The sequence below is a fragment of the Corallococcus exercitus genome, assembly GCF_003611585.1.
Taxonomy (GTDB): Bacteria; Myxococcota; Myxococcia; order Myxococcales; family Myxococcaceae; genus Corallococcus; species Corallococcus exercitus.
Genome location: NZ_RAVW01000039.1, coordinates 14453 through 34926, shown reverse-complemented (window position 1 = coordinate 34926; position 20474 = coordinate 14453). Strand labels below are relative to the sequence as shown.

Here is a 20474-nt window from a genome sequence, read left to right as displayed (position 1 = left end):
ACCCCGGCCCCGGCTGCCCCTTCAGCCGCAACCCCGCGAACAGCAGCCCGCCCGCCAGCAAGAAGCGCAGCCCCGCCATCCGGAAGGGCGGAAACCCTGTCAGCGCGAACCGCATCGCCAGGTAGGTCGACCCCCAGATGACGTAGAGCGAAAAGAGGCTGAACAGCAGCCGGCCCCGGTGGGGCGTGGGCTCGGCAACGTCGGAGGTCGCGGTCGCGGTCGTCACGGCGGCGGGCTTCTAACCCCCGCCACCCTCCAGGGCGATGTGCGCTTTGCCGTACCCGGCCCCCCGGCCCAGGAAGCCAGCGCCCCGCCTGCCTGCCCTCCTGAACGGCGCGCCCGATTGAATGCCCCGGGCGTCCCTTTTAGAATTCTACAGGAGCCATGGAGACCCGGAGGTCGGGCCACCAGCTTCCGGAGCGTGAGCGGGAATGCCCGACGAGTTGGGTGAGCGCGAGAAGGAAGTCCTCCGGGCCGTGGTGCAGGAGTACATCACCACGGGCGGACCGGTCGGCAGTCAGCAACTGACGCGCCGCGGAGAGTTCGAAGTGTCCTCCGCGACCATGCGCAACGTGCTCGCCGACCTGGAGGCCCTGGGCTTCCTGGAGAAGCCCCACACCTCCGCCGGCCGCGTGCCCACCGACCGCGGCTACCGCTTCTACGTGGACACCCTGGTGAAGCTGCGCGACCCCGCCCCCCGCGACCGCGAGCTCATCCACGCCGGCCTCGTCCACGAGTCCAGCCTGGACGACATCCTGTCGGAGGCCAGCCGCGTGCTGCACTCGCTCACCCGGCACGCGGGCGTCGTCCTCACGCCCCGCCCCGACGCCGCCGTGTTCCAGCGCATCGAGTTCCTGCGCCTGCGCGAGAACCGGGTGCTCGCCATCCTCGTGGGCCAGAACGGCCAGGTGCACAACAAGGCCCTCACCGTGGACTTCCCGGTGACGTCCGACGAGCTGATCAAGGCCAGCAACTACCTCTCCGAGCTCTTGCACCAGGTGCCCCTGGAAGAGGCGCGCGAGCGCATCCGCGCGGAGATGGACCAGGAGCAGGCCCTCTACAACGCGCTGACCGCCAAGGCCCTCCGTCTGGGCGCCGCCGCCACCGACCTGCAGACGCCCGAGCGCGTGCTCATCGAAGGCACCGGCTCCTTCCTGGAGCAGCCCGAGTTCGCCGACGTGGAGCGCATCCGCGCGCTGTTCCGCGCCCTGGATGAGAAGCACAAGCTGCTGCACCTGCTGGACCGCGTGCAGCGCACCAAGGAGATGCACGTCTTCATCGGCGCGGAGAGCGAGTTCTCCGCCGCGGGCGACGTCACCGTCATCGCCAGCCCCTACGGCACGGCGGAGGCGGTGCTGGGCACCGTGGGCGTCATCGGGCCCACGCGCATGGACTACCGGCGCGTGATTCCCCTGGTGAACTTCACCGCCCAGGTGCTCTCCAGCGTGCTGGAGAAGGTGTAGCGGCCCTACTGCGGCGCGGGCGCGTAGACGCGCAGCGCCGCTGGGGCCACCTCGAAGCGCATGGGCGTCATGCCCACGTTCTCCCCGTCCGCGTTCACCTCCATGGGCGGGTCGGTCTCCACGACGAGCCGGGAGGTGTGCAGGTGCACCACGGAGTCGTGCTCCAGGTGCCCGCCGCTGCGCATGCCCATCGCCACGCGTGCCAGCGTGGCCACGTCCTGCAGGTGGCCCAGTCCCGTGCGCTCACCGCCGTCCGCCACGGACGGGGCGGTGATGGCGTAGACGTGGAAGCAGCGGTCGTCCAGCGTGGCGTCCGGCGCCACCATGTTGCCCGCGCCGTGGTAGCGGCCGTTGCCCACCACCAGCTGGAGCGCGTCCACCTCCAGCGTCCGGGAGTCCGCCTGGAGCCGGACGTGGAAGGGCTGCAGCGTGCGCATCTCCGCGGCGGCGGCCATGGGGTAGGCCAGCTTGCCGGCGCGCTGCTTCAGTTGCTGCGTGAGCCGCTTCGCGATGGCGGTGGTGAGCCCCAGGCTGGCGGCGTTGAGGAAGGGCCGCCCGTTGACGAGCCCCACGTCCACGCGCGCCGTGTAGCCGCCGGCGATGACGTCGCACGCGGCCTCCAGCGTGTCCGGGATGCCCAGCGAGCGCGCGAAGTCGTTGCCGGTGCCCAGCGGCACCACGCCCAGCGTCACGTCGCGGCCCATCAGCGCCTGCACCGCGCAGCTGATGGTGCCGTCGCCTCCTCCCACGAGGATGCGGCGGGCGCCCTGGGCGATGGCCTCCTCCAGCACCTTGCGCATCCGCTTGGGCCGCGTGAGCGCGTGCGCGGCCATGAGCGGGATGCCGTGCTCGGCCAGCAGGGCGCGGGCGTTCTCGAAGGCGTCACGCCCCGAGCGCGAGCGCGTATTCACCACCAGGACCGCGGGCCCTCCATCCAGGTGGCGGAGGCGCGGCGGCGCGTTGAGTGCGGGTTCCAGAGGAAACCTCTGCTTTCTGTGCGGCGTCTCCAAGCTGCGCACGACAGCCCTCCGGCACCAGCGGGACCCGGGCGAAAAGGACAGAGGCACTGTCCATTCCCCATCCCCGGGACACTGCATGGTTCCGCGAATGGACAGGGGTAGGGGGCCAACGGGTTCCCTCCCTGGGTAGGCGTGCTCACCTTCCAGGCGACGCGGACTCCGTGCCTCGGACCCGCGCCGGGACCTTTTCCAGGAGGGTATTGCATGGCACGAGGAAGCAAGGACAAGTACTCGGCGAAGCAGAAGCGCATGGCCGAGCACATCGAGAAGGGCTACGAGGACAAGGGCACCAGCGAGAAGACCGCGGAGGCTCGTGCCTGGGCCACCGTGAACAAGCTCACCGGTGGCGGAATGAAGGGTGGCTCCGGCAGCAAGGCGAAGGTGGCCCGCCGGCGGCCCACGGCCCGCAAGAACGCGCGCAAGGCCGGACGTATCGGCGGCAAGCGCCGCGCGGCCACCGCGAAGAAGAGCGCCACCTCCAGCCGCAAGCGGGCCGCGCCCGCCCGGGCGAAGCGCACCACCACCGGCCGCAAGGCCACCTCGCGGACCGGTACCGCTGGCAAGCGCTCCACGGCTCGCAAGAGCAGCACGGCTCGCAAGAGCACCACGCCGCGCCGCGGGGCCGCGCGCAAGAGCACCGCGTCCCGTTCCCGCGCGAAGCGTGGCGGTTCGCGCAAGTAGCGCCCGAAGGGCTCCACCGGTGGCCACGAGTGCGTGGCCGCCGGGGGCGCCTTCCGTCCTCCCGTGACGTCAGCGCGACGCCTGGTCCTTCGGCGGCCACGGGTATGCGGCCACCTTGGGCGCCTTCACGCCATCCGTCGACTCAGCGTGACGCTGAGTTCTTCGGTGGCCACGGGTTCGTGGCTGCTTTGAGCGGCGCCGTCACGCCAGCCGTCGACTCAGCGTGACGCCGCGTCCTTCGACGGCCACGGGTTCGTGGCCGCCTTGGGCAGCGCCGTCACGCCGTCCTTCGGCTCAGCGCGACTCCTCGTCCTTGGAGGTGTCCCGCGACGCCGCGTCCCAGGGCCAGGCCTCGGGGTCCTCTTCCAGGCGTCGCAGGAGCTCCGCGGGGTCCTTCACCAGCGTGCGGCAGCCCGCCGTGCGCAGGTCGTCCGGGCGGAAGCCGCCGCACAGCACGCCCACAGACGCCAGGTGCAGCTTGCCCGCGGCGAGCGCGTCGTACGGCGTGTCACCCACCACCACCACCGTGGCGGGGTCCGGCTTGCCCAGCTTCGTGAGCGCCGCCTCGAAGATGTCCGGGTGCGGCTTGCTCTTGTCGACCTCGTCCTTGTTCGTCTTCGCCTCGAACAGGCCGTCGATGCCGCACAGCTCCACGTAGCGCTTGAGCTCGTCGTCCTTGGCGCTGGAGGCCAGGGCGACCTTGCGGCCGCGCTTGCGCAGCTGCTGGAACAGCTCCTTCACGCGCGGGAAGCAGCGCACCTTGGGCAGGAACTCTCGCTTGAAGAGCGCGGAGCGGTACTCCTCCAGGTCCTTGCCGAAGCGCTCCAGCTCCTCGTCGTTGAAGAAGACGGGCAACAGCTGGTCCGCGCCCTTGCCAATCTGGCTGCGCACGTGCGCGAACGGGATGTCCCGACCGAATTCGATGAACGACCGGCGCCAGGCCTCGGCGTGCTCGTCCACGGAGTCGATCAGCGTTCCATCCACGTCGAAGATGACGTTCTCGACCATGTGCGGCGAACCTCCGCCGCCCAAGGTGGCGATGGACGGTGGGCCGGTCAACCACCCGTGGGTGGCTTCGGTCCACTCTCCTGCGCTTCACTGTCCACGAGTGTCCGGGTCTGTACGCTGTATCCGTCCGGCGTGGCGGGGGTGAAGGCGTCGTTGGGCAGCGAGCCCTTCAGGTCCACCTTGGACAGCACCGTCTCCCCCTGCTTCGCATCACCCACCCAGCGGGTGAGCTTTCGCGGCACGCACAGGCCCAGGGAGGCGTCGCAGTGCTCCTCCTCCATCCGCACCTCCGCCCGGGTGCCGTCCGGCGCGCGCGTCCGCTTGGCCAGGAAGTCCAGCGTGGGCCAGCGCAGCACGTACGTCACCTCCACGCCGCCGCCCGCCTCGCCCTCCAACCCCATGGACAGCTCCACGGCCTCCTTCGCCTGGGACAGGCCCGTGGTGCGCTTCGCCTTCGCGCTGCGCAAGAGCAGCGGCGCTCGGAAGCCGTCCGGCACGAAGGGGGTGAAGATTTCAGTGAGGAACGCGGACAGCTTCTCCGCGGAGACCTGGGACGTGAAGGTGGTGAACTGCTTCGTCGCCTCCACCTGCTCGTACAGGTGCTTGCCGTCCCACCACACCTGCCGCGCCTGGGGGGCGGACACGGTGCCGCGCATCTTCTGGGGCGCGCGGTACGCGAAGGTGAAGCCCGCGGAGGCCGTCTCCCCTTCCGTCTGGGTGCCCTCCAGCTGGTAGGCCTGGAGCTTCGCGTCGCGCGCGGCCAGCTTCTCGCGCACCTGGGCCATCAGCTCCGCGTCGTTCGCGCCTCCGGAGGAGGACGAGCGGCACGCGAGGAGGCACACGAGGGGCAGGAGGAGGAGGGCGCGCATGGGAGGCTCGAGAGCGGGCCCGGAGGCCGGCTTGAAATGGAAAAGGCCCCGCTGTCGCCAGGGGGCCTTCGGACTGCCTCGGTGAGGAGGCAGCGTGGACTACTTCACCGCCACGCCGGTCGCGGAGGAGCTGGTGATGCCGATGATGGTGCCGAACAGGGCGAAGATGCCGTGACGGGGCGTGGTGTTCGCCGACTTCAGGTCCACCTTGGAGGCGCCCATGGCCTTCGCCTCGGTGATGAGGAGCTTGTTGACCACGGTGTCCAGGTCGCTCTGGACGATGTCGATGATGTGGAAGATCGCGGTCAGGCCCAGGGAGCTGCCCTGGATGACGGCCACGGCCTCGCCGTTGGCGGCGATCTCGGAACCGGAGACGACGGCGGACTCGACGCTGGTGCAGCCCACGAGCGAGGCGGCGGCAACGGCGGACAGGATGAACTTCTTCATGGTTATCTCCCCAACTGACGGTGGCTTGGATGGTGGCGGAACGACCCGGACGGGCGCTCCGCCGTTCGGTGAAACCTCAAGCGGCGCGGTTCGTAGCAGAAGGCTTTTTCAAGTCAAGGACCCGGGTCGGGGTAATCCGAGTTGTGTTTGACACTTCATCCGCGGGGCGCTCCAGGACCGGTCGCCCCCCTTGCGGACGTGAGGCATCTTCGCGCATGCACCCGGTTTCCCTCCCGCGTCCCACCCCCTCCCGCGTCTGGCTGCACCTGCTGCTGTTCGGGGTGACCCTGGGGACGACGTTCCTCGCGTACCTGCTGCTCTTCGGGCGCTCGTTCCCGTTCAGCGGGGGCGGACTGCTGGCGGAGGACCGGACGCAGGCGCTGTTCTTCAGCGTGTCGCTGCTCTCCATCCTGGGCTCGCACGAGATGGGGCACTACGTGCTGGCGCGCTGGCACCGGGTGGACACGTCCCTGCCGTACTTCATCCCACTGCCGGTGCCGGGGAGCCTGGGCACGCTGGGCGCGGTCATCCGGCTGCGCGGGCGCATCCCCACCCGCAACGCGCTGGTGGACATCGGCGCCGCGGGGCCGCTGGCGGGCCTGGTGGTGGCGCTGCCCCTGCTCTACTGGGGGCTGTTGCACTCCACGGTGGTGGACTCGCCGCCGGTGCCGTCCCCGTTCCCCGGTGATTCGTCGCTGTGGGTGCTGGGACAGAACCTGCTGCATTGGGTGATGGAGAAGCTGACGCAGGCGCCGCCCGCGGCGGACCTCGTCTACACGAGCCACCAGACGCTGTTCGGCGACAACCTCCTCATGAAGGCGCTGACGTGGCTGGCGCTGGGGCCCGTGCCGGAGGGCAAGGACGTGGTGGTGCACCCGGTGGTGATCGCCGCGTGGTTCGGCCTGCTGGTGACGCTGCTCAACCTGCTGCCGGTGGGACAGCTGGACGGCGGGCACCTGACGTTCGCGGTGTTCGGGGCGAAGGCCCGCCGGGTGGGGCAGGGCGTGGCGCTGGTGCTGCTCTTCCTCACCGTGTTCGTCACCGCGTCGTGGGGCCTGTGGCTGGTGGTGGCGAGCAAGGTCGTGGGCTTCGGCCACCCGGAGGTGGTGCGGCCGGAGGAGCCCCTGAGCCCCTCGCGCAAGCTCATCTGCGCGCTGTGCCTGCTGGCGCTGGTAGGGTGCGCGATGCCCATTCCGCTGCGAGAGGTGTGGTCATGAAGTACCAGTGCGAAGGCTGCGAGCGGCTGGTCCAGGTGGAGTCCTTCCGCATCGAGGACGGCCAGCTGGCCGTGACGTGCCGGGTGTGTGGCGCGAAGACGCTCGCGGGGCCGTCCCCGTCCGCGTCGCCCGCGCAGCCGGTGGCGTCCGTGTCGCCGGTGGCCCCCCCCATGGCCCCGGTCATCGCGCGGGAGGCGTCCCGGGACGACGCCGTGCCGGGACCTCGCGGAGGTGACGGCGCCGCCATGGCGATGCCCGCGCCGGAGGCGTTCATTCCGCCCGCGCCCGCCCGGGCCAGCGTCACCGCGCTGCGGGTGATTCGCTCGGATGCGGCCTCCGTCGCCCCGCCGGACTTCGACGGGGACCCCTTCCAGGCGCCGCCGGGCCACTGCCCCAAGTGCGTGGCGCCCATTCGCGACGACGCCGGGGCCTGCGCGCAGTGCGGGCTGGTCTACGCCAACTTCATCCCGGACGAGCACCAGCCCTCCGCGCTCCTGGCCACGGAGTGGCACGCGCTGATGGGCACGTGGCACGACTGGGACGCGCACGACCGCCTGCTGTCCCAGGCGATGGGGCGGGGGGAGCTGGCCATGGTGGGCCGGCTGTACCGCCTGCGGCTGGCCCGGGCGCCGAACGACGCCCAGGCCCTGCGCGGGCGGGAAGAGGTGGTGCGCCGGGTGACGTCCGCGGTGCCGCTCGCCTCCGACGGGCCGTCTCCGGCGCTGGCTCGCAAGGTGAAGAACACGGTGATGGGCGGGGTGCTGGTGGTGGCCCTGGCGCTGGTGGTGTTCCTCCTCCAGATGCTGCGCGGGTCCTTCTAGGCGGAAGGCCCGGAGGGGCGCTGGCCGGGCCGCTTCCCGGGCGGGCGGGGGACAAGGCTTCAGGGGCGTGTGACGGAACGCGCGGGGTGCCCCGGGCGCTGTTATCCTGCGGGGCCGCCTTTCCGAGCCCTCCTTCCCCCCGAAGACCGCCGCATGTCCGCGCCCGCGCCCCGTCCCCCTTCTGTCGACAGCCTGCTGGGTCCTGGTGGCGCGCTGGAAGAGGCGCTGCCCGCGTACGAGCACCGCCCGGAGCAGCTCCAGATGGCGCGCGCCGTGGAGCGGGCCTTCGCGGAGGGAAGCTACCTGCTGGCGGAGGCCGGCACGGGCACGGGCAAGACGCTGGCCTACCTGGTGCCCGCGCTCCTGTCGGGGCGCAAGGTGGTGGTGTCCACGGCCACCAAGACGCTGCAGGACCAGGTGTTCTTCAAGGACCTGCCGCTGCTCAGCGAGAAGCTGGGGCTGCGCTTCGAGGCGGCGTACCTCAAGGGGCGCGGCAACTACCTGTGCCTGCACCGCTACGAGTCCTTCGAGAAGGATCCGCAGTTCGTCTCGAAGGAGGAGGCGAAGCAGTGGCCGCTGCTCAAGAAGTGGGTGACGCAGACGGAGACGGGGGACCGGGCGGAGCTGGACCTGCCGGAGTCCTTCGCCGCGTGGTCGCGGCTGTCCACCACATCGGAGACGTGCCTGGGCTCGCGCTGCTCGCTGTATGAAACATGTTTCGTCACGCGGATGCGCAAGCGCGCGGAGGTCGCGGACCTGCTGGTGGTGAACCACCACCTGTTCTTCGCGGACCTGGCGCTGCGCAGCTCCGGCAAGCGCACGGAAGGGGTGCTGCCCTTCTACGACGCCGTCATCTTCGACGAGGCGCACGCCCTGGAGGACGCGGCCAGCAGCCACTTCGGGTGCAGCGTGTCCAACTACCGGCTGGAGGAGCTGTCGCGCGACGCGGTGGCGGCCCTGCCGGCGAAGGACGAGCGGCACGCGACGCTCTCCGCGCTGGCCCAGCGGGTGCGCTCGCACGCGGACGCGCTGTTCCTCCAGGCGCCGCGCGCGCTGGGGCTGTCCAGCCAGGAGTCCACCGTGGCCCTGCGCCCGGAGACGATGGGCAAGCTGTCCGGCGCGCTGGAGCAGGTGCGCGAGGGGCTGGCGGCGCTCGCGTCCTTCGCGGGCAGCGAGCGCGAGCCGGAATTGGCCGCCATCCACCGCCGCGCGGAGGAGATGGCCGAGCAGCTCACGTTCCTGGAGAAGTCCGAGTCCGCGGACCACGTGTACTGGGCGGAGGCGCGAGGCAAGGGGCTGTTCCTGCGCGCGAACCCCATCGACGTGGCGAAGGAGCTGCGCGACCGGCTCTACGGCGCGCTGGACACAGTGGTGTTCACCTCCGCGACGCTCGCGGCGGACAGCCGCTTCGACTTCTTCGCCAAGCGCATGGGCATGTACGACGACGAGGGCCAGCCGGTGACGCGCGTGCGCACGCTGGCGGTGCCCAGCCCGTTCGACTTCCCGCGCCAGTCCGCGCTGTACCTGCCCACGCACCTGCCGGACCCCAGCGCCCCGGGCTTCATCGAGGCCGCGGCGGAAGAAATCGTCCAGCTGTGTGAAGTGACGGGCGGGCGCGCGTTCGTGCTCTTCACGTCGCTGCGCAACATGGTGCGCGCGTACGAGCTGACGGCGACGCGGCTGCCCTACCAGGCGCTGCTCCAGGGGGAGCGGCCCAAGCAGCAGCTGCTGGACGCCTTCCGCCAGACGCCCAGCGTGCTCTTCGCCGCGCACAGCTTCTGGGAGGGCGTGGACGTGCCCGGGGACGCGCTGAGCCTGGTCATCATCGACCGGCTCCCGTTCGCCTCGCCGGGCGACCCGCTGGTGGCCGCGCGCATCCGTCAGATTCAAGCGCGCGGTGAGGAACCGTTTGATCAGTACCAGCTGCCCCAGGCGGCGCTGGCGCTGCGGCAGGGCTTCGGGCGGCTCATCCGCACGCAGGCGGACCGGGGCATCGTGGCGATGCTGGACCGCCGCATCGTGACCAAGAGCTACGGCCGGGTGTTCCTCTCCAGCCTGCCGCCCGCGAAGCGGATGGAGGACACGACGGAGCTGAGCCGCTGGTTCAACGGGCCGGTGCGCCCGGTGCCGCCCGTGCGTTCGATTCGCTGAACACGTCGCGCAGGCGCAGGCCCACGCGCGCCTGGAAGGGCGGGCCGAGCGTGTCCACGCCCGCGCGGCCCGCGAGGTACTGGCGGTCGAAGAGGTTCTCCACCGCGCCGAACGCGTCCACCTTCCAGAAGAGGTGGCGGCTCACGAACAGGTCCACCACCGCCGCGCCGCCCATGCCGCGCGTGTTGAGGTCGTCCTCGTACTGCGGGCCGAAGACGCGCAGCTGCGCGGTGACGGAGACGATGGACGGGTCGTCGAAGGTGACGGCGAGCGCCCCGCGATGCCTGGGGTCCTGCGGAAGCTGGCGACCCACGAGGTCGGGCTGACCGGGGGCGCGGGTGACGACGGGGTCCACGAAGGTGTAGGCGGCGAGCGCGGTCCACTGGCGGGACAGGCGCCAGTCCGCGCCCAGCTCCACGCCTCGCACGCGGGCGCGGCCCAGGTTCTGGCGCTGGCGGGTGGTGCCGTCCGGCAGGGGCGTGGCGAGGGTGACGTTGGTGACGGGCGCGTCCAGCACGTTCCAGAAGCCGGTGACGCGGCCGGTGAGCCCCCGCGGGCCGGTGGCCTCCACGCCGGCCTCGGTGCCCCAGAGGCGCTCGGGGCCCAGGTCCGGGTTGGCGGCGGTGAGGACGGTGCCCACCTGGAAGGGGCGGTAGAGCTCGTTGAGCGTGGGGGCGCGGAAGGCGCGGTAGGCGGAGGCGCGCAGGGTGAGCCAGTCCAGGGGGCGCACGCGCGCGGCGAGGCGTGGGCTGAGCTGTCTGGCGGTGCGGGGCTCGAAGTCGGTGGACGGGGTGGCGCCGTTCGCGAGGCTCTCCAGTTGGTTGCCGTTGAAGTTGCGCCATGTGTCCCAGCGCAGCGTGCCGGCGAACTCCAGCGCGGGGGACACGGTGTAGAGGTCCTGCACGAAGACGCCGCCGGACACCTGCGTGCCCCGCGTGGTGCGCGCGTAGAGCGTCGTGGGGGTGTAGGTGGCGGGGAAGAGCAGCTCGTCGGCCCTGCCCGCGGAGCGGCGCACGTCCACGCCCGCGGCGAGCACGTGGGTTCCGCCCAGCGTCAGGTCCGGGCCGGTCCAGACGAGCGAGCCGCCCTGATCATTCGCGGGCACGTCCTGGAGGGCGGAGCGGATCTCGAAGTTGCGGTCCGGGGTGACGCGGGCGCGGTCCTGCGCGAAGTGCTGGGTGCGGCCGTAGAGGCCCAGTTCGAAGGCGCCGGCGGCGTCCGTGCGGAGGCGGGCGCTCGCGGCGAACCACGCGAGGTCCACGCTGGCGACGGTGTACTGGGTGCCGCCGTTCTGCGTCTCGCGGAACACGCCCGCGCGGGCGGAGAGGGAGAGGTGGTCGGTGGCCTCCGCCTCGACGCGGGCCTGGGCGCTGACGTGCCTGGACGGCGTGTCACTGTCGACGCGGCCGCGCTGGTTCTCGGGGACGATGGGGTAGCCGTCGCTGGTGAGGCCCTCGACCTCCAGCGAAGCGCCCACGCGGCCCCAGCGGTCCGCGACGCGAGCGGCGACGAAGCCGGTGCCCAGGTTGCCCACGGACACGTCGGCGTCGAGCACCGGGCCGGTGATGGGCCGTGAGAACAGCTGCACGACGCCGCCCAGCGCGGCGCTGCCATAGAGCGCGGAGCCGCCGGTGGGGACGACCTCGATGCGGTCCAGGCCCAGGCGGGGCAGGGCGCGCCAGAACACCCAGCCGCCGTAGGGGTCGTTGAAGGGAAGGCCATCCAGGAGCACGAGCCCGCGAGCCACGCCGGAGGGCGCGAGCCCGCGAAGGTTGAGCCCCTGCGCCGTGGGGTCCGCGACCAGGGAAGGCGTGCGGCGGAACGTGGCGGCGGAAGGCAGCGTGCGGATGAGCGCGTCCTGCGTGAGCGTGGGGCTGCGCTCCATCTCCGCGCGCGGAATCACCACCGTGGTGGCGGGCACGTCCCGGAGCGGACGCGGCAGGCGCGTCGCGGTGACGACCGTCCGTGTCCCGGCGTCAGGGGGCGTCTTGGAGTCCGGCGGCGCCGTGACGGTGGCCGACCCTGCCTTCTCCGGTGGCTCACTCCCCACGGCCTGCGCGGTGGCCACTCCGGGCAGCAGCAACACCAGACCCAGGCGGCAGGGGAGCGACAGACGGGAAGAGGCGCGCGGTCCAGTCATCGCGCCCCGCTCTACTGGATGTCGGGCCGCCGGGCGAGCACGCTGAACGCCGACGGCGTCTTCACCGCAACGTGTACAGATACGCCGCGATGTCGCGCGCGTCGCCATCCTTGACGCCCAGCTCGGGCATCGCGTTGCCCGGCTCCACGGCCTGCGGATGCTGCACCCACCGCACCATGTTCTCCGGCGCGTTGGGCAGCCGGCCCGCCAGATACGTGCGCAGCGCGATGCCCGCCATCGACGGCCCCACCTGGCCTGTGGCCCCCGGCACGCCCGGAATCACGTGACAGCCGCCGCAGCCGTAGTGCTGCAACGCCGCCTTGCCGCGCTCCACGTCGCCGCCCGTGATGGCCACCGCCGTCTGCTTCGCGTCCTGCTCCGCCGCCTGCTTGCAGCCTCCTACGAGCAACACCATCACCACCCATGCAGCCCTCACGGCACCGTCTCCCTCGGCGCCGCGGACTCGCCCGTGGCGATGTCCGCGCGCCGCTCCGACTCCCCCAGCCACGCCGCGAACAACGCCAGCCCCATCGCCAGGAAGAGCGCTCCCGACGGCACCCACATGATGAGCCCCGCGAGCTGCTGGTCCTCCAGCGCCCCCAGGCCCCACTCCACCGCCCGGCGCGCGTACAGCGGATACCAGACCGACCGCGCGAAGGTGAGCAGCGCCCCCAGGATGCTGGTGTGCGCCGCCGTGGCGAACACGAACAACACCCCCACCCCGTATCCCGCCTTCCCGTAGCGCCCGCGCAAGAGCGCCCACCAGAACAGCGCCGCCGTGCCGAAGAAGCACAGGTGCTGCACCGCGTGCACCGCGTCGTTCTCCAGCGCCGCCTCGAACAGCGCGGGCACGTGCCACACCCAGCGCGCCACCGCATGCAGCACCAGCACCACGAACGGCCCCGTCACCCCGCGCCAGACCGCGCGCGTCCTCGGTCCCTGGAACGCCTGGGCCACCGGCGCACGCGACGCCTCCGGCAGCGCCCACAGCGCCGTCACATGCGGCCGGCCCAGCACCAGCAACGGCGCCGCCACCAGCATCAGCAGCTCATGCTGCGTCATGTGCGCGGAGAACAGGATGTCGCTCAGCCGGTCCAGCGGCGACAGCAGCGCCACCCCCAGCGTCAGCCACCCCAGGGCGAACATCCCCGCCTCCCACCCGCGCACGCCCTTGCCCGGGGCCGCGTGCCGCCACAGCGCCCGCAGGCCCCGCACGTACAGCACGCCGGAGACGGCGAGCATCCCCATCACCAGCGGATCCCACGTCCACCAGCGCAGCACGTCGTGCGCGTTCAGGTGGTGCGTCTCGCCGCCATGGGCCCACGCCACGGAGGGCAAGGCCAGGAGAAGGCAGGGGAGCCGTCGCATGCGCTCAGTCACAGGGCCTCAGCAGGAAGGTGGGAACCGCGGTGGCCACGAGCAGCAGGGTGAACAGCCCGCTCGCCAGCAGCCCGAATGCGGCCATGAAGCGGGCGCGGCCCACGCCGCTGTCCTCCAGCGTGCCCGGCTTCCCCCGCAGCGCCCGCCACGAACGCCACGCCAGGAACGCCCCTACGCCCAGCAGCACGACCGCGCCCACGAGCACACCGTGCAGCAGCGCGGGCCGGGCCTTCTGGCAATTGGACGTCACCAGGCTGTAGCTCACCTGGAGCGCCAGCAGCCACGCGAACGGCGGCAGCAGCACGCCCGCCCAGAGGGCCACGTTGCGCCGCGTGCCCACGCCGTCGTCCGAAGTCGCGTGTGACATGACGTCTCCCCTTCAGCTCGCGAGGACCGCGGGGTCCAGGTAGAGAATCACGTAGATGGGCAGCCAACTGGCGACGACGAAGAACCAGTAGCGGCCGTTGGTGTGCACGTCCACCAGGTGCTTCTCTTCCACCGGCCCCTTGAACAGCACCCCCAGCAGCAGCAGGTCCTCCAGCGAGCCGGAGATGGTGTGCACGGTGTGCATGCCCACGATGAACCAGAAGATGGACCCGTATGCGTGCGTGTCCCAGCGGAAGCCAATCCACAGGAACTCCACGATGCGCAGCGCCACGACGACGAAGCCCAGCAGGCTCCCCAGCGCCAGCCCCCAGCGCATCCCGCGCAGCCTTCCCTTCAGCGCCGCGCGGTTGGCGTAGTGGATGGGCACCACGCTCAGCAGCATCACGCCGGTGATCACCGCGGCCAGCACCTTCACGTAGAAGGGCAGCGCGGTGGGCGGGAAGTGGGGGAAGTTGCCCCGGATGTAGAAGTAGCTGGCGAACATCAACGCGAAGGCCGTGGACTCGATGGCCATCAGCCCGGTGACGCCCCACCACAGCGGATCGCGGTGGCCGAAGGCGAAGGTGGGCAGGTGCGACACGTCCAGCGTGCGGCGCGGAGGGCTCATGACGGTTGCTCCGGGGCCAGCTCTTCCTTGTAGGGCGGCCGGGGCCAGAACCAGCCCGTCAGCGTGATGAACAGCAGCACCCCGCCCACGACGACGCCCCAGGGCGTGAAGATGCACATGATGAAGAACACGCCCGTGGCCAGCGCCACCCACAGCGGCCACAGCGTGGGGCCGGGCAGCTCCGCGCGGTGGTCCGGCGCCGCGTCCAAGAGCCGCGTGACGAGCACCTCCTTGCGGTCGCTGCGCACGCCGGTGACGACGGGCTGGTCCTCCGCCGCCGTCCACCGCGCGTAGCGCCCGCGCACCGTGGGCAGGTGCAGGAAGTTGTACGAGGGCGGCGGCGACGTGGTGCTCCACTCCAGCGTGTCCGCGCCCCACGGGTCGTCCCCGGCCACCTCGCCCCGCTTCAGGCTCCAGAAGATGTTCACCAGGAGGAGCGTGATGCTCACCGCCATGATGACCGCGCCCGCCGTGGCCAGCAGGTTGAGCGGCTGCCAGCCCCGGTCCACGCCGTACGTGTACACGCGGCGCGGCATCCCCATCATCCCCAGGAAGTGCAGCGGGAAGAACGTCAGGTTGAAGCCGATGAAGAAGGTCCAGAAGTTCCACTTCCCCAGGCGCTCGCCCAGCATCCGCCCGGTCATCTTCGGGAACCAGTAGTAGAGCCCGCCGAAGAGCGGGAACACCGCGCCGCCAATCAGCACGTAGTGGAAGTGCGCCACCACGAAGTGGGTGTCGTGCACCTGCTGATCCACCGAGTACGTGCCCAGCATCACGCCCGTCAGGCCGCCGGTGACGAACACCGCGAAGAAGGCCAGCACCCAGTACAGGGGCAGCCGCATCCACAGTCGCCCGCCCCACAGCGTGGCCAGCCAGCAGAAGATCTGCACGCCGCTGGGCAGCGCCACCATGAGGCTGGCGGCGGTGAAGAAGCTCTGCCCCAGCTGCGGCAGCCCGGTGGCGAACATGTGGTGCACCCACAGCCCGAAGCCGATGAACCCGATGGACACCATGGACAGCACCACCGGCAGGTAGCCGAACACCTGGCGGCGGGTGAAGACGGCCAGGATGGAGGACAGCATCCCCAGCGCGGGGATGAAGATGATGTAGACCTCCGGGTGCCCGAAGAACCAGAACAGGTGCTGCCAGAGGAGCGCGTCACCGCCCTCGGCCGGGTTGAAGAAGTGCGTGCCGATGAGCCGGTCCATGGCCAGGCACGTGCTGGCCACCATCACCGCGGGCATGGCGAAGACGACCATGAACGACTTCACCAGCATGGCCCACACGAACAGCGGCATGCGGTTGAGCGACATGCCCGGCGCGCGGTGCTTGAACACCGTGACGATGAGGTTCACCGCGCCCGCCAGGCCCGCCAGCTCCGTGAAGGTGATCATCTGCGCCCAGATGTCCACGCGCTTGCCCGGCGAGTACTGCGGCCCCGCCAGCGGCACGTAGCTGAACCAGCCGGCATCCGGCCCCACGTTGAGGAGGAAGCCCGCGTAGAGCAGCACGCCGCCAATGAGGTACGTCCAGTAGCCAAAGGCGTTGAGGCGCGGGAACGCCGCGTTGCGCGTGCCAATCATCAGCGGCACCAGGTACAGCCCCACGCCCTCCATCATCGGCACGGCGAAGAGGAACATCATGGTGCTGCCGTGCATCGTGAAGACCTGGTTGTACAGGTCCGGCCCCATCACCTGCTTCTCCGGCCCGGAGAGCTGCCAGCGCATCAGCAGTGCCTCCACTCCACCCAGCAGGAAGAAGACGAACGCGGTGATGATGTAGCGCTTCGCGATGGCGGTGTGGTGCACCTCGCTCAGCCAGCCGATGAGGCCCTTCTTCGGGCCCCAGGTGCGCTCCAGGTGGAGGCGCTCCCAGGCCTCGTCGTCGCGCACGGAGGCAGGCTCCGGCGGAGTGGGGAGGGCGGTGCTCACTTCAGCGACTCCAGGTAGACGAGCAGGGCCTGGAGGTCATCCGGCGGCAGGGTGAGGGCGGGCATGTTGTTGCCGGGCTTGAGGCTCTGCGAGTTGAGGATCCATCCGGCCAGGTGGCCCCGGTCGAAGGGCAGCGTGCCGGCGGCCAGCGTGGAGCGGCTGGCGACGTGGGTGAGGTTGGGCCCCGTGCTCGCGGCGGCGTCGGTGCCGCTGATGGCGTGGCACAGCGCGCACGGGCCCTGGAGGAACACCTGCTGGCCGCGCTGCGCGACGGGGTCCGTGGGCTGCGGCGCGGGCTGGAGCTGCTGATTGCGCCAGGCCTCGAACTGCTCCGGGGCCTCCGCCACGATGACGAAGCCCATCTTCGCGTGCTGCAGGCCGCAGAACTCGTAGCACTGGCCCTTGAAGACGCCGGGCCGGTCCGCCTGGAGCTCCAGCGTGTTCTGCTGGCCGGGGATGAGGTCGCGCTTGTTGGTGAGCTCCGGCACCCAGAAGCTGTGGATGACGTCGCGCGAGTTGAGCTTGAGGACGACGGGGCGGCCCACCGGCACGTGCAGCTCGTTGGCGGTGACCAGGTTGCGCGAGGGATCCGCGTCCTGCACGCGGAACTCCCACCACCACTGGTGCCCCACCACTTGAATCTCCAGCGCGTCCGGGCTGCGCAGCCGCGCGAGCGCCGCGCCCGTGCTCGCGTTGGCCACGGTGATGACGAAGAGCAGCACCACCGTGAGGACGGCGGCGGTGCCCACGGCGCTGCCCATGCGCCGCTCGCGGGCGGGGTCCACGGGCCGTGCCCCCTCACCGCCCGGCGGCACCGAGTGGGCCTCCACCTCTGGCACCTGGGCGCGGGAGCCCCCCCGGCGGCGCAGCAGCGCACCGAGCATCATCAACACCACGCCCGCGAGCACGACGGCGGAGATGAGGAACAGCAGGTCCCAGAGCGAGCGCAGGCGCGCGACATGCGGCCCCCGCGCGTCGAGCATGCGCAGCCCACCGCACCCGGTGCAGGCCAGCAGCAGTGGCAACAGGCGCCTCATCGCGGCTGCTCCACCTCTTCGGGGCGCGGCGTCTCCCGGGCCTTGCTGGACTCCGAGGGGCGGGTGTTGAGCGTGTCGCTCCGGCCGGGCGCCACGTCCTTCTTGAGCAGCCCGCTCATGGACCGCACGTACGCGACCAACTGCCACACCTGCGTGTCCGGAATCTTCCCCCGGAAGGACGGCATGCCGTTGGGCCGGCCCTCGACGATGGTGGCGTAGATGTTCTCCGGCTCGCTGCCGTAGCGCCACTTCGCGTCGAGCAGCGGCGGCCCCATGCCGCCCCCGCCGCCCGCCGCGTGGCACCCCGCGCAGTTGAACCAGACGTAGAGCCGCTTGCCCTCGCTGACGTCGTAGGCGTTGTCCTCCGACGCCGCGCGAGTGGCCGGCGCGGGCTCGGACGGGGGCGCCGCGACGGGGCCCGGCTGGAGCTCCGACACCTGGACGTCGCGCGCGGCGGGACGCGCGGCCGCGGGCAGCTCCTGGAAGCGGCGCTGCTCGCGCTCGCACGCGGTGAGGAGGACGAGGGTCCCCAGGAGGATTCGAGGCTTCATGGCGACGGCACCCCGTAGCTCGCGAGCAGGGCGCGCACCTCGCGCTTGCGCCGCGTCAGCGCCGCGTCCAGCTCGTCGCGCAGGGCCTGGTCACCCCGGCGCACGCCCAAGGCGATGTCGAAGGCGAACACCAGCCCCGGCGGATCCACCTGCGGACTCACGGGCGACAGCGTGAGCGGCACCCCCGGGCGGCGCGCGTAGTAGCCGGCGAGCGGCCCCCACACCACCGCCACGTCCACGTCGCCCCTTCGCACGGCCTCCACCAGCGCGGAGGGCGGGCTGTCCTCCGCGTAGTCCCCGTAGAGGGTGTAGCCGACGACGTTCTGGATGATGCCGCGCCGGGTGAGGGCATGCGCGGGCGGGGTGTTGGAGAAGTCGTCACCCACCAGGTGCACGCCCACCTTCACCTGGTGCAGGACGGGGTCGTCGAAGGAGCGGACCTCCGGCCCGCCGTCCTTCTTCGTCACGAACACGTAGGTGGAGCGGTAGTAGGGCCGCGTGGGCAGCACCATCTCCAGCTCCGTGGGTACGCCCATCACCACGTCGCACAGGTTCGCCTTGAGCGTGCTGCGGATGAAGCCCCGGCGCTGCGCCCACCACGTGTACTCGACGCGCGCCTTCAGCTCGCGGCCCAGCAGCTGGGCCAGCCGGTTCTCGAAGCCCTCGCCGCGCGCGTTGGAGAAGGGCAGGTTGTTGGGGTCCGCGCACACGCGCAGCACGCGCTCGGGCTTGGGTTCGGGCCCGACGCCACTGGCGAACAGGAGCAGGCCCACGGTCCATGGCAGGAGGACGCTCATTGGAGGCTCAGGGCAGGGCGAAGGTGTAGAGCATGCCGCCGCGGGTGGTGTTCTGCGGCAGGTCCTTCATGGCGCCGCCGAAGCCCAGGGCGATGTTGTCGTCGCGCGGGTCCAGCTCGCCGGAGACGATGGCGCCCGCCCAGCCGCCCACGCCGGAGAGCACGGACACGTACTGCTTCCCGTCCGGACCGCGGAAGGTGATGGGCTGGCCGATGATTCCGCTCCCCACCTTGAACTTCCACAGCTCCTGGCCCGTGCGCGCGTGCACGGCCTTGAACCAGCCGTCCATCGTTCCGTAGAAGGCCACGTCGCCCGCGGTGACGACGACGCCGCTCCACACCGGGAACTTCTCCGGGATGCCGAAGACCTTCTTGCCAGCGGCCACGTCCCAGCCGATGAACTCGCCCCGGTTGCCGCCCGGGCCCGCGTACATCTTCGTGTTCATGCCCACGTAGGGCGTGCCCGCGATGTAGTTGGCCTCGTAGCCCTGCGCGTCCTCGCACAGGTTGTTGCCGGGGATGTAGAGCATCCCCGTCTCCGGGTTGAACGCGGAGGGCGACCAGTCCTTGGACCCCGGCGCCGCGGGGCAGATGCCACGAATGGTCTTGTCGAAGCCCGTCTCCATGCCCGGCACCGGCTGCAGGCGCCCCGTCTTCAGGTCCACGCCCGTGCTGGTGGTGATGTGGCCGAAGGGCGTGGCGGACAGCACCTGTCCCGTCGCGCGGTCCAGCACGTAGACGTAGCCGGTGCGCCCGGGGTGGATGAGCACCTGGCGCGGCTTCCCGTCCACGGTGAGGTCCGCGACGATGGACTCGTTGATGCCGTCGTGGTCGTACAGGTCGTGAGGGCTCCACTGGTAGAACCAGACGGCCTCACCCGTGGAGGGCCGGCGCGCGAAGATGCCGCACGTCCACTTGTTGTCCCCGGGCCGCTGGTCCGGGTTCCACGGGCCGGGGTTGCCGGTGCCGTAGAACACCAGGTCCAGCGCGGCGTCGTACGACACCCAGCCCCACACGCTGCCGCCGCCAATCTTCCACTGGTCCGGGGGCCAGGTGCGCACGCCCAGGTCCTTGCCCTGGTCGGAGGCGTAGAAGGGCTTGAAGTGGGGCCCGATGAGCACGTCCGCGTCCGGGCCCGTGCTCATCGCGCGCCACGCGATGGCGCCCGTCTTCGTGTCCAGGCCGGCGGCCCAGCCGCGCACGCCCATCTCTCCGCCGCTGTTGCCCACGATGACCCGGTCGCGCACCACCAGGGGCGCCATGGTCATGGTCTCGCCCTTGTTGATGTCGCCCAGCTTCGTCTTCCACAGCTCCTTGCCCGTCTGGGCGTCCACCGCGACCGTGTGCGCGTCCAGCGTGTTGTAGAAGAGGCGCCCGTCCGCGTACGCCGCGCCCCGGTTGACGACGTCGCAGCACGCCACGCCCTGGGCCGAGGGCGAGGGCGCCGGTTCGTACGTCCACTTCACCGGCGCGCCCTCCTTCGTCAGGTCCAGCGCCACCAGCCGGTTGGGGTAGGGCGTGACGACGTACATCGTGCCGCCCACCACCAGCGGCGCCGCCTCATGCCCGCGCACCAGCCCCGTGGACCACGTCCACGCGAGCTTCAGGTCCTTCACGTTGCCCGCGTGGATGTCCTTGAGCCGGCTGTAGCGCGTGTTGGCCGCATCCTTGGACGCCGTGAGCCACTGGCCGTCATCCTCCGCCAGCTTCGACGCGTCCGGCTTCGTCGTCCCGGCGGGCAGATTGCTGGAGGCCTGGGCGGAGGACGGGTGAGCGCCACCCTCCTTCTTGCAACCCGGTGTCAGGAGGAACAGACCGGCGAGGACCAGCGGTGGCAGGCGGCTTCGGTACGACATAGACGCGACACCCTAGGCAACCCTGGGGGTTTGTCGCGGCAGGTGTGCCGTGAGCCGTTGGACACGCGATTGCGGGCCGACACGATGTCCACCGCTCGACGGAGGCCTTGGAC

The 20474-nt window shown here is 71.1% G+C and carries 20 protein-coding genes; 5 read left to right on the top strand and 15 right to left on the bottom strand.

Going from position 1 to position 20474, the window contains the following annotated elements:
- A partial coding sequence (locus D7W79_RS07870; RefSeq protein ID WP_338078783.1) for an EamA family transporter occupies positions 1-226 on the bottom strand: 226 nt, incomplete at its 3' end.
- Between the two features lie 205 nt (positions 227-431).
- On the opposite strand from D7W79_RS07870, the gene hrcA reads away from it, so the two are divergent.
- Positions 432-1463 (top strand): heat-inducible transcriptional repressor HrcA, encoded by a 1032-nt coding sequence (gene hrcA / locus D7W79_RS07865; protein WP_120524719.1) that lies wholly within the window; start codon positions 432-434, stop codon positions 1461-1463.
- Positions 1464-1468: 5 nt separating this feature from the next.
- Here hrcA and D7W79_RS07860 read toward each other — a convergent pair whose 3' ends face one another.
- A complete protein-coding gene (locus D7W79_RS07860; RefSeq protein ID WP_336243712.1) occupies positions 1469-2377 on the bottom strand; it encodes a lipid kinase in 909 nt (302 codons plus the stop codon).
- 309 nt (positions 2378-2686) lie between these two features.
- Here D7W79_RS07860 and D7W79_RS07855 point away from each other — a divergent pair, with 309 nt between their 5' ends.
- Entirely contained in the window at positions 2687-3163 is a 477-nt protein-coding gene (locus tag D7W79_RS07855; RefSeq protein ID WP_120524718.1) for a transcriptional regulator, read from the top strand.
- A gap of 294 nt (positions 3164-3457) precedes the next feature.
- On the opposite strand, the gene D7W79_RS07850 is transcribed toward D7W79_RS07855, so the two are convergent.
- The 3 genes from D7W79_RS07850 to D7W79_RS07840 form a co-directional block, all read right to left on the bottom strand.
- Complete coding sequence (locus D7W79_RS07850) at positions 3458-4171, bottom strand: HAD family hydrolase (protein ID WP_120524717.1); 714 nt, start codon at positions 4169-4171, stop codon at positions 3458-3460.
- Between the two features lie 47 nt (positions 4172-4218).
- Entirely contained in the window at positions 4219-5040 is an 822-nt protein-coding gene (locus tag D7W79_RS07845; RefSeq protein WP_120524716.1) for a hypothetical protein, read from the bottom strand.
- Positions 5041-5139: 99 nt separating this feature from the next.
- A complete protein-coding gene (locus D7W79_RS07840) occupies positions 5140-5487 on the bottom strand; it encodes a hypothetical protein (protein WP_120524715.1) in 348 nt (115 codons plus the stop codon).
- Between the two features lie 215 nt (positions 5488-5702).
- Between D7W79_RS07840 and D7W79_RS07835 the strand changes: the two genes are divergently transcribed.
- The 3 genes from D7W79_RS07835 (at position 5703) to yoaA (ending at position 9676) form a co-directional block, all read left to right on the top strand.
- Entirely contained in the window at positions 5703-6704 is a 1002-nt protein-coding gene (locus tag D7W79_RS07835) for a site-2 protease family protein (protein WP_120524714.1), read from the top strand.
- Positions 6701-7525 carry a hypothetical protein gene (locus D7W79_RS07830; protein WP_120524713.1) on the top strand — a complete coding sequence of 275 codons (825 nt, stop codon included), beginning with the start codon at positions 6701-6703 and terminating at the stop codon, positions 7523-7525. The genes D7W79_RS07835 and D7W79_RS07830 overlap by 4 nt, the downstream gene beginning before the upstream one ends.
- Positions 7526-7678: 153 nt before the next feature.
- On the top strand, positions 7679-9676 hold the full coding sequence (gene yoaA, locus D7W79_RS07825; RefSeq protein WP_120524712.1) for a DNA repair helicase YoaA: 1998 nt from the start codon (positions 7679-7681) through the stop codon (positions 9674-9676).
- On the opposite strand, the gene D7W79_RS07820 is transcribed toward yoaA, so the two are convergent.
- From D7W79_RS07820 to D7W79_RS07775, 10 genes are all read right to left on the bottom strand, one after another.
- Positions 9630-11816, bottom strand: a complete 2187-nt coding sequence (locus D7W79_RS07820; RefSeq protein ID WP_120524711.1) for a TonB-dependent receptor plug domain-containing protein — start codon at positions 11814-11816, stop codon at positions 9630-9632. The two genes, yoaA and D7W79_RS07820, sit on opposite strands and share 47 nt — an antisense overlap.
- Positions 11817-11877: 61 nt before the next feature.
- Positions 11878-12252 carry a c-type cytochrome gene (locus D7W79_RS07815; protein ID WP_208729665.1) on the bottom strand — a complete coding sequence of 125 codons (375 nt, stop codon included), beginning with the start codon at positions 12250-12252 and terminating at the stop codon, positions 11878-11880.
- Complete coding sequence (locus D7W79_RS07810; RefSeq protein WP_244221645.1) at positions 12249-13145, bottom strand: cytochrome c oxidase assembly protein; 897 nt, start codon at positions 13143-13145, stop codon at positions 12249-12251. Before D7W79_RS07810 ends, D7W79_RS07815 begins: the two co-directional genes overlap by 4 nt.
- Positions 13146-13188: 43 nt before the next feature.
- Positions 13189-13563: a hypothetical protein gene (locus D7W79_RS07805; protein WP_120524708.1), complete on the bottom strand. Its 375-nt coding sequence runs from the start codon at positions 13561-13563 to the stop codon at positions 13189-13191.
- A gap of 12 nt (positions 13564-13575) precedes the next feature.
- Complete coding sequence (locus D7W79_RS07800) at positions 13576-14190, bottom strand: cytochrome c oxidase subunit 3 (protein WP_120524707.1); 615 nt, start codon at positions 14188-14190, stop codon at positions 13576-13578.
- Entirely contained in the window at positions 14187-16121 is a 1935-nt protein-coding gene (ctaD, locus tag D7W79_RS07795; protein WP_120524706.1) for a cytochrome c oxidase subunit I, read from the bottom strand. Before ctaD ends, D7W79_RS07800 begins: the two co-directional genes overlap by 4 nt.
- Entirely contained in the window at positions 16118-17158 is a 1041-nt protein-coding gene (gene coxB, locus D7W79_RS07790) for a cytochrome c oxidase subunit II (protein WP_120524705.1), read from the bottom strand. The genes ctaD and coxB overlap by 4 nt, the downstream gene beginning before the upstream one ends.
- Entirely contained in the window at positions 17155-17709 is a 555-nt protein-coding gene (locus D7W79_RS07785) for a c-type cytochrome (protein WP_120524704.1), read from the bottom strand. The genes coxB and D7W79_RS07785 overlap by 4 nt, the downstream gene beginning before the upstream one ends.
- Entirely contained in the window at positions 17706-18506 is an 801-nt protein-coding gene (locus tag D7W79_RS07780; protein ID WP_120524703.1) for a substrate-binding domain-containing protein, read from the bottom strand. The genes D7W79_RS07785 and D7W79_RS07780 overlap by 4 nt, the downstream gene beginning before the upstream one ends.
- 7 nt (positions 18507-18513) lie before the next feature.
- Entirely contained in the window at positions 18514-20361 is a 1848-nt protein-coding gene (locus tag D7W79_RS07775) for a methanol/ethanol family PQQ-dependent dehydrogenase (protein ID WP_120524702.1), read from the bottom strand.
- Positions 20362-20474: the final 113 nt, after the last annotated feature.

Excerpts from the sequence above, each read along its gene's own strand:
- hrcA (WP_120524719.1), top strand. The coding sequence starts at position 432 with ATGCCCGACGAGTTGGGTGAGCGCGAGAAGGAAGTCCTCCGGGCCGTG.
- D7W79_RS07855 (WP_120524718.1), top strand. The coding sequence starts at position 2,687 with ATGGCACGAGGAAGCAAGGACAAGTACTCGGCGAAGCAGAAGCGCATG.
- D7W79_RS07850 (WP_120524717.1), bottom strand. The coding sequence starts at position 4,171 with ATGGTCGAGAACGTCATCTTCGACGTGGATGGAACGCTGATCGACTCC.
- D7W79_RS07845 (WP_120524716.1), bottom strand. The coding sequence starts at position 5,040 with ATGCGCGCCCTCCTCCTCCTGCCCCTCGTGTGCCTCCTCGCGTGCCGC.
- D7W79_RS07840 (WP_120524715.1), bottom strand. The coding sequence starts at position 5,487 with ATGAAGAAGTTCATCCTGTCCGCCGTTGCCGCCGCCTCGCTCGTGGGC.
- D7W79_RS07835 (WP_120524714.1), top strand. The coding sequence starts at position 5,703 with ATGCACCCGGTTTCCCTCCCGCGTCCCACCCCCTCCCGCGTCTGGCTG.
- D7W79_RS07830 (WP_120524713.1), top strand. The coding sequence starts at position 6,701 with ATGAAGTACCAGTGCGAAGGCTGCGAGCGGCTGGTCCAGGTGGAGTCC.
- yoaA (WP_120524712.1), top strand. The coding sequence starts at position 7,679 with ATGTCCGCGCCCGCGCCCCGTCCCCCTTCTGTCGACAGCCTGCTGGGT.
- D7W79_RS07820 (WP_120524711.1), bottom strand. The coding sequence starts at position 11,816 with ATGACTGGACCGCGCGCCTCTTCCCGTCTGTCGCTCCCCTGCCGCCTG.
- D7W79_RS07805 (WP_120524708.1), bottom strand. The coding sequence starts at position 13,563 with ATGTCACACGCGACTTCGGACGACGGCGTGGGCACGCGGCGCAACGTG.
- D7W79_RS07800 (WP_120524707.1), bottom strand. The coding sequence starts at position 14,190 with ATGAGCCCTCCGCGCCGCACGCTGGACGTGTCGCACCTGCCCACCTTC.
- coxB (WP_120524705.1), bottom strand. The coding sequence starts at position 17,158 with ATGAGGCGCCTGTTGCCACTGCTGCTGGCCTGCACCGGGTGCGGTGGG.
- D7W79_RS07785 (WP_120524704.1), bottom strand. The coding sequence starts at position 17,709 with ATGAAGCCTCGAATCCTCCTGGGGACCCTCGTCCTCCTCACCGCGTGC.
- D7W79_RS07780 (WP_120524703.1), bottom strand. The coding sequence starts at position 18,506 with ATGAGCGTCCTCCTGCCATGGACCGTGGGCCTGCTCCTGTTCGCCAGT.
- D7W79_RS07775 (WP_120524702.1), bottom strand. The coding sequence starts at position 20,361 with ATGTCGTACCGAAGCCGCCTGCCACCGCTGGTCCTCGCCGGTCTGTTC.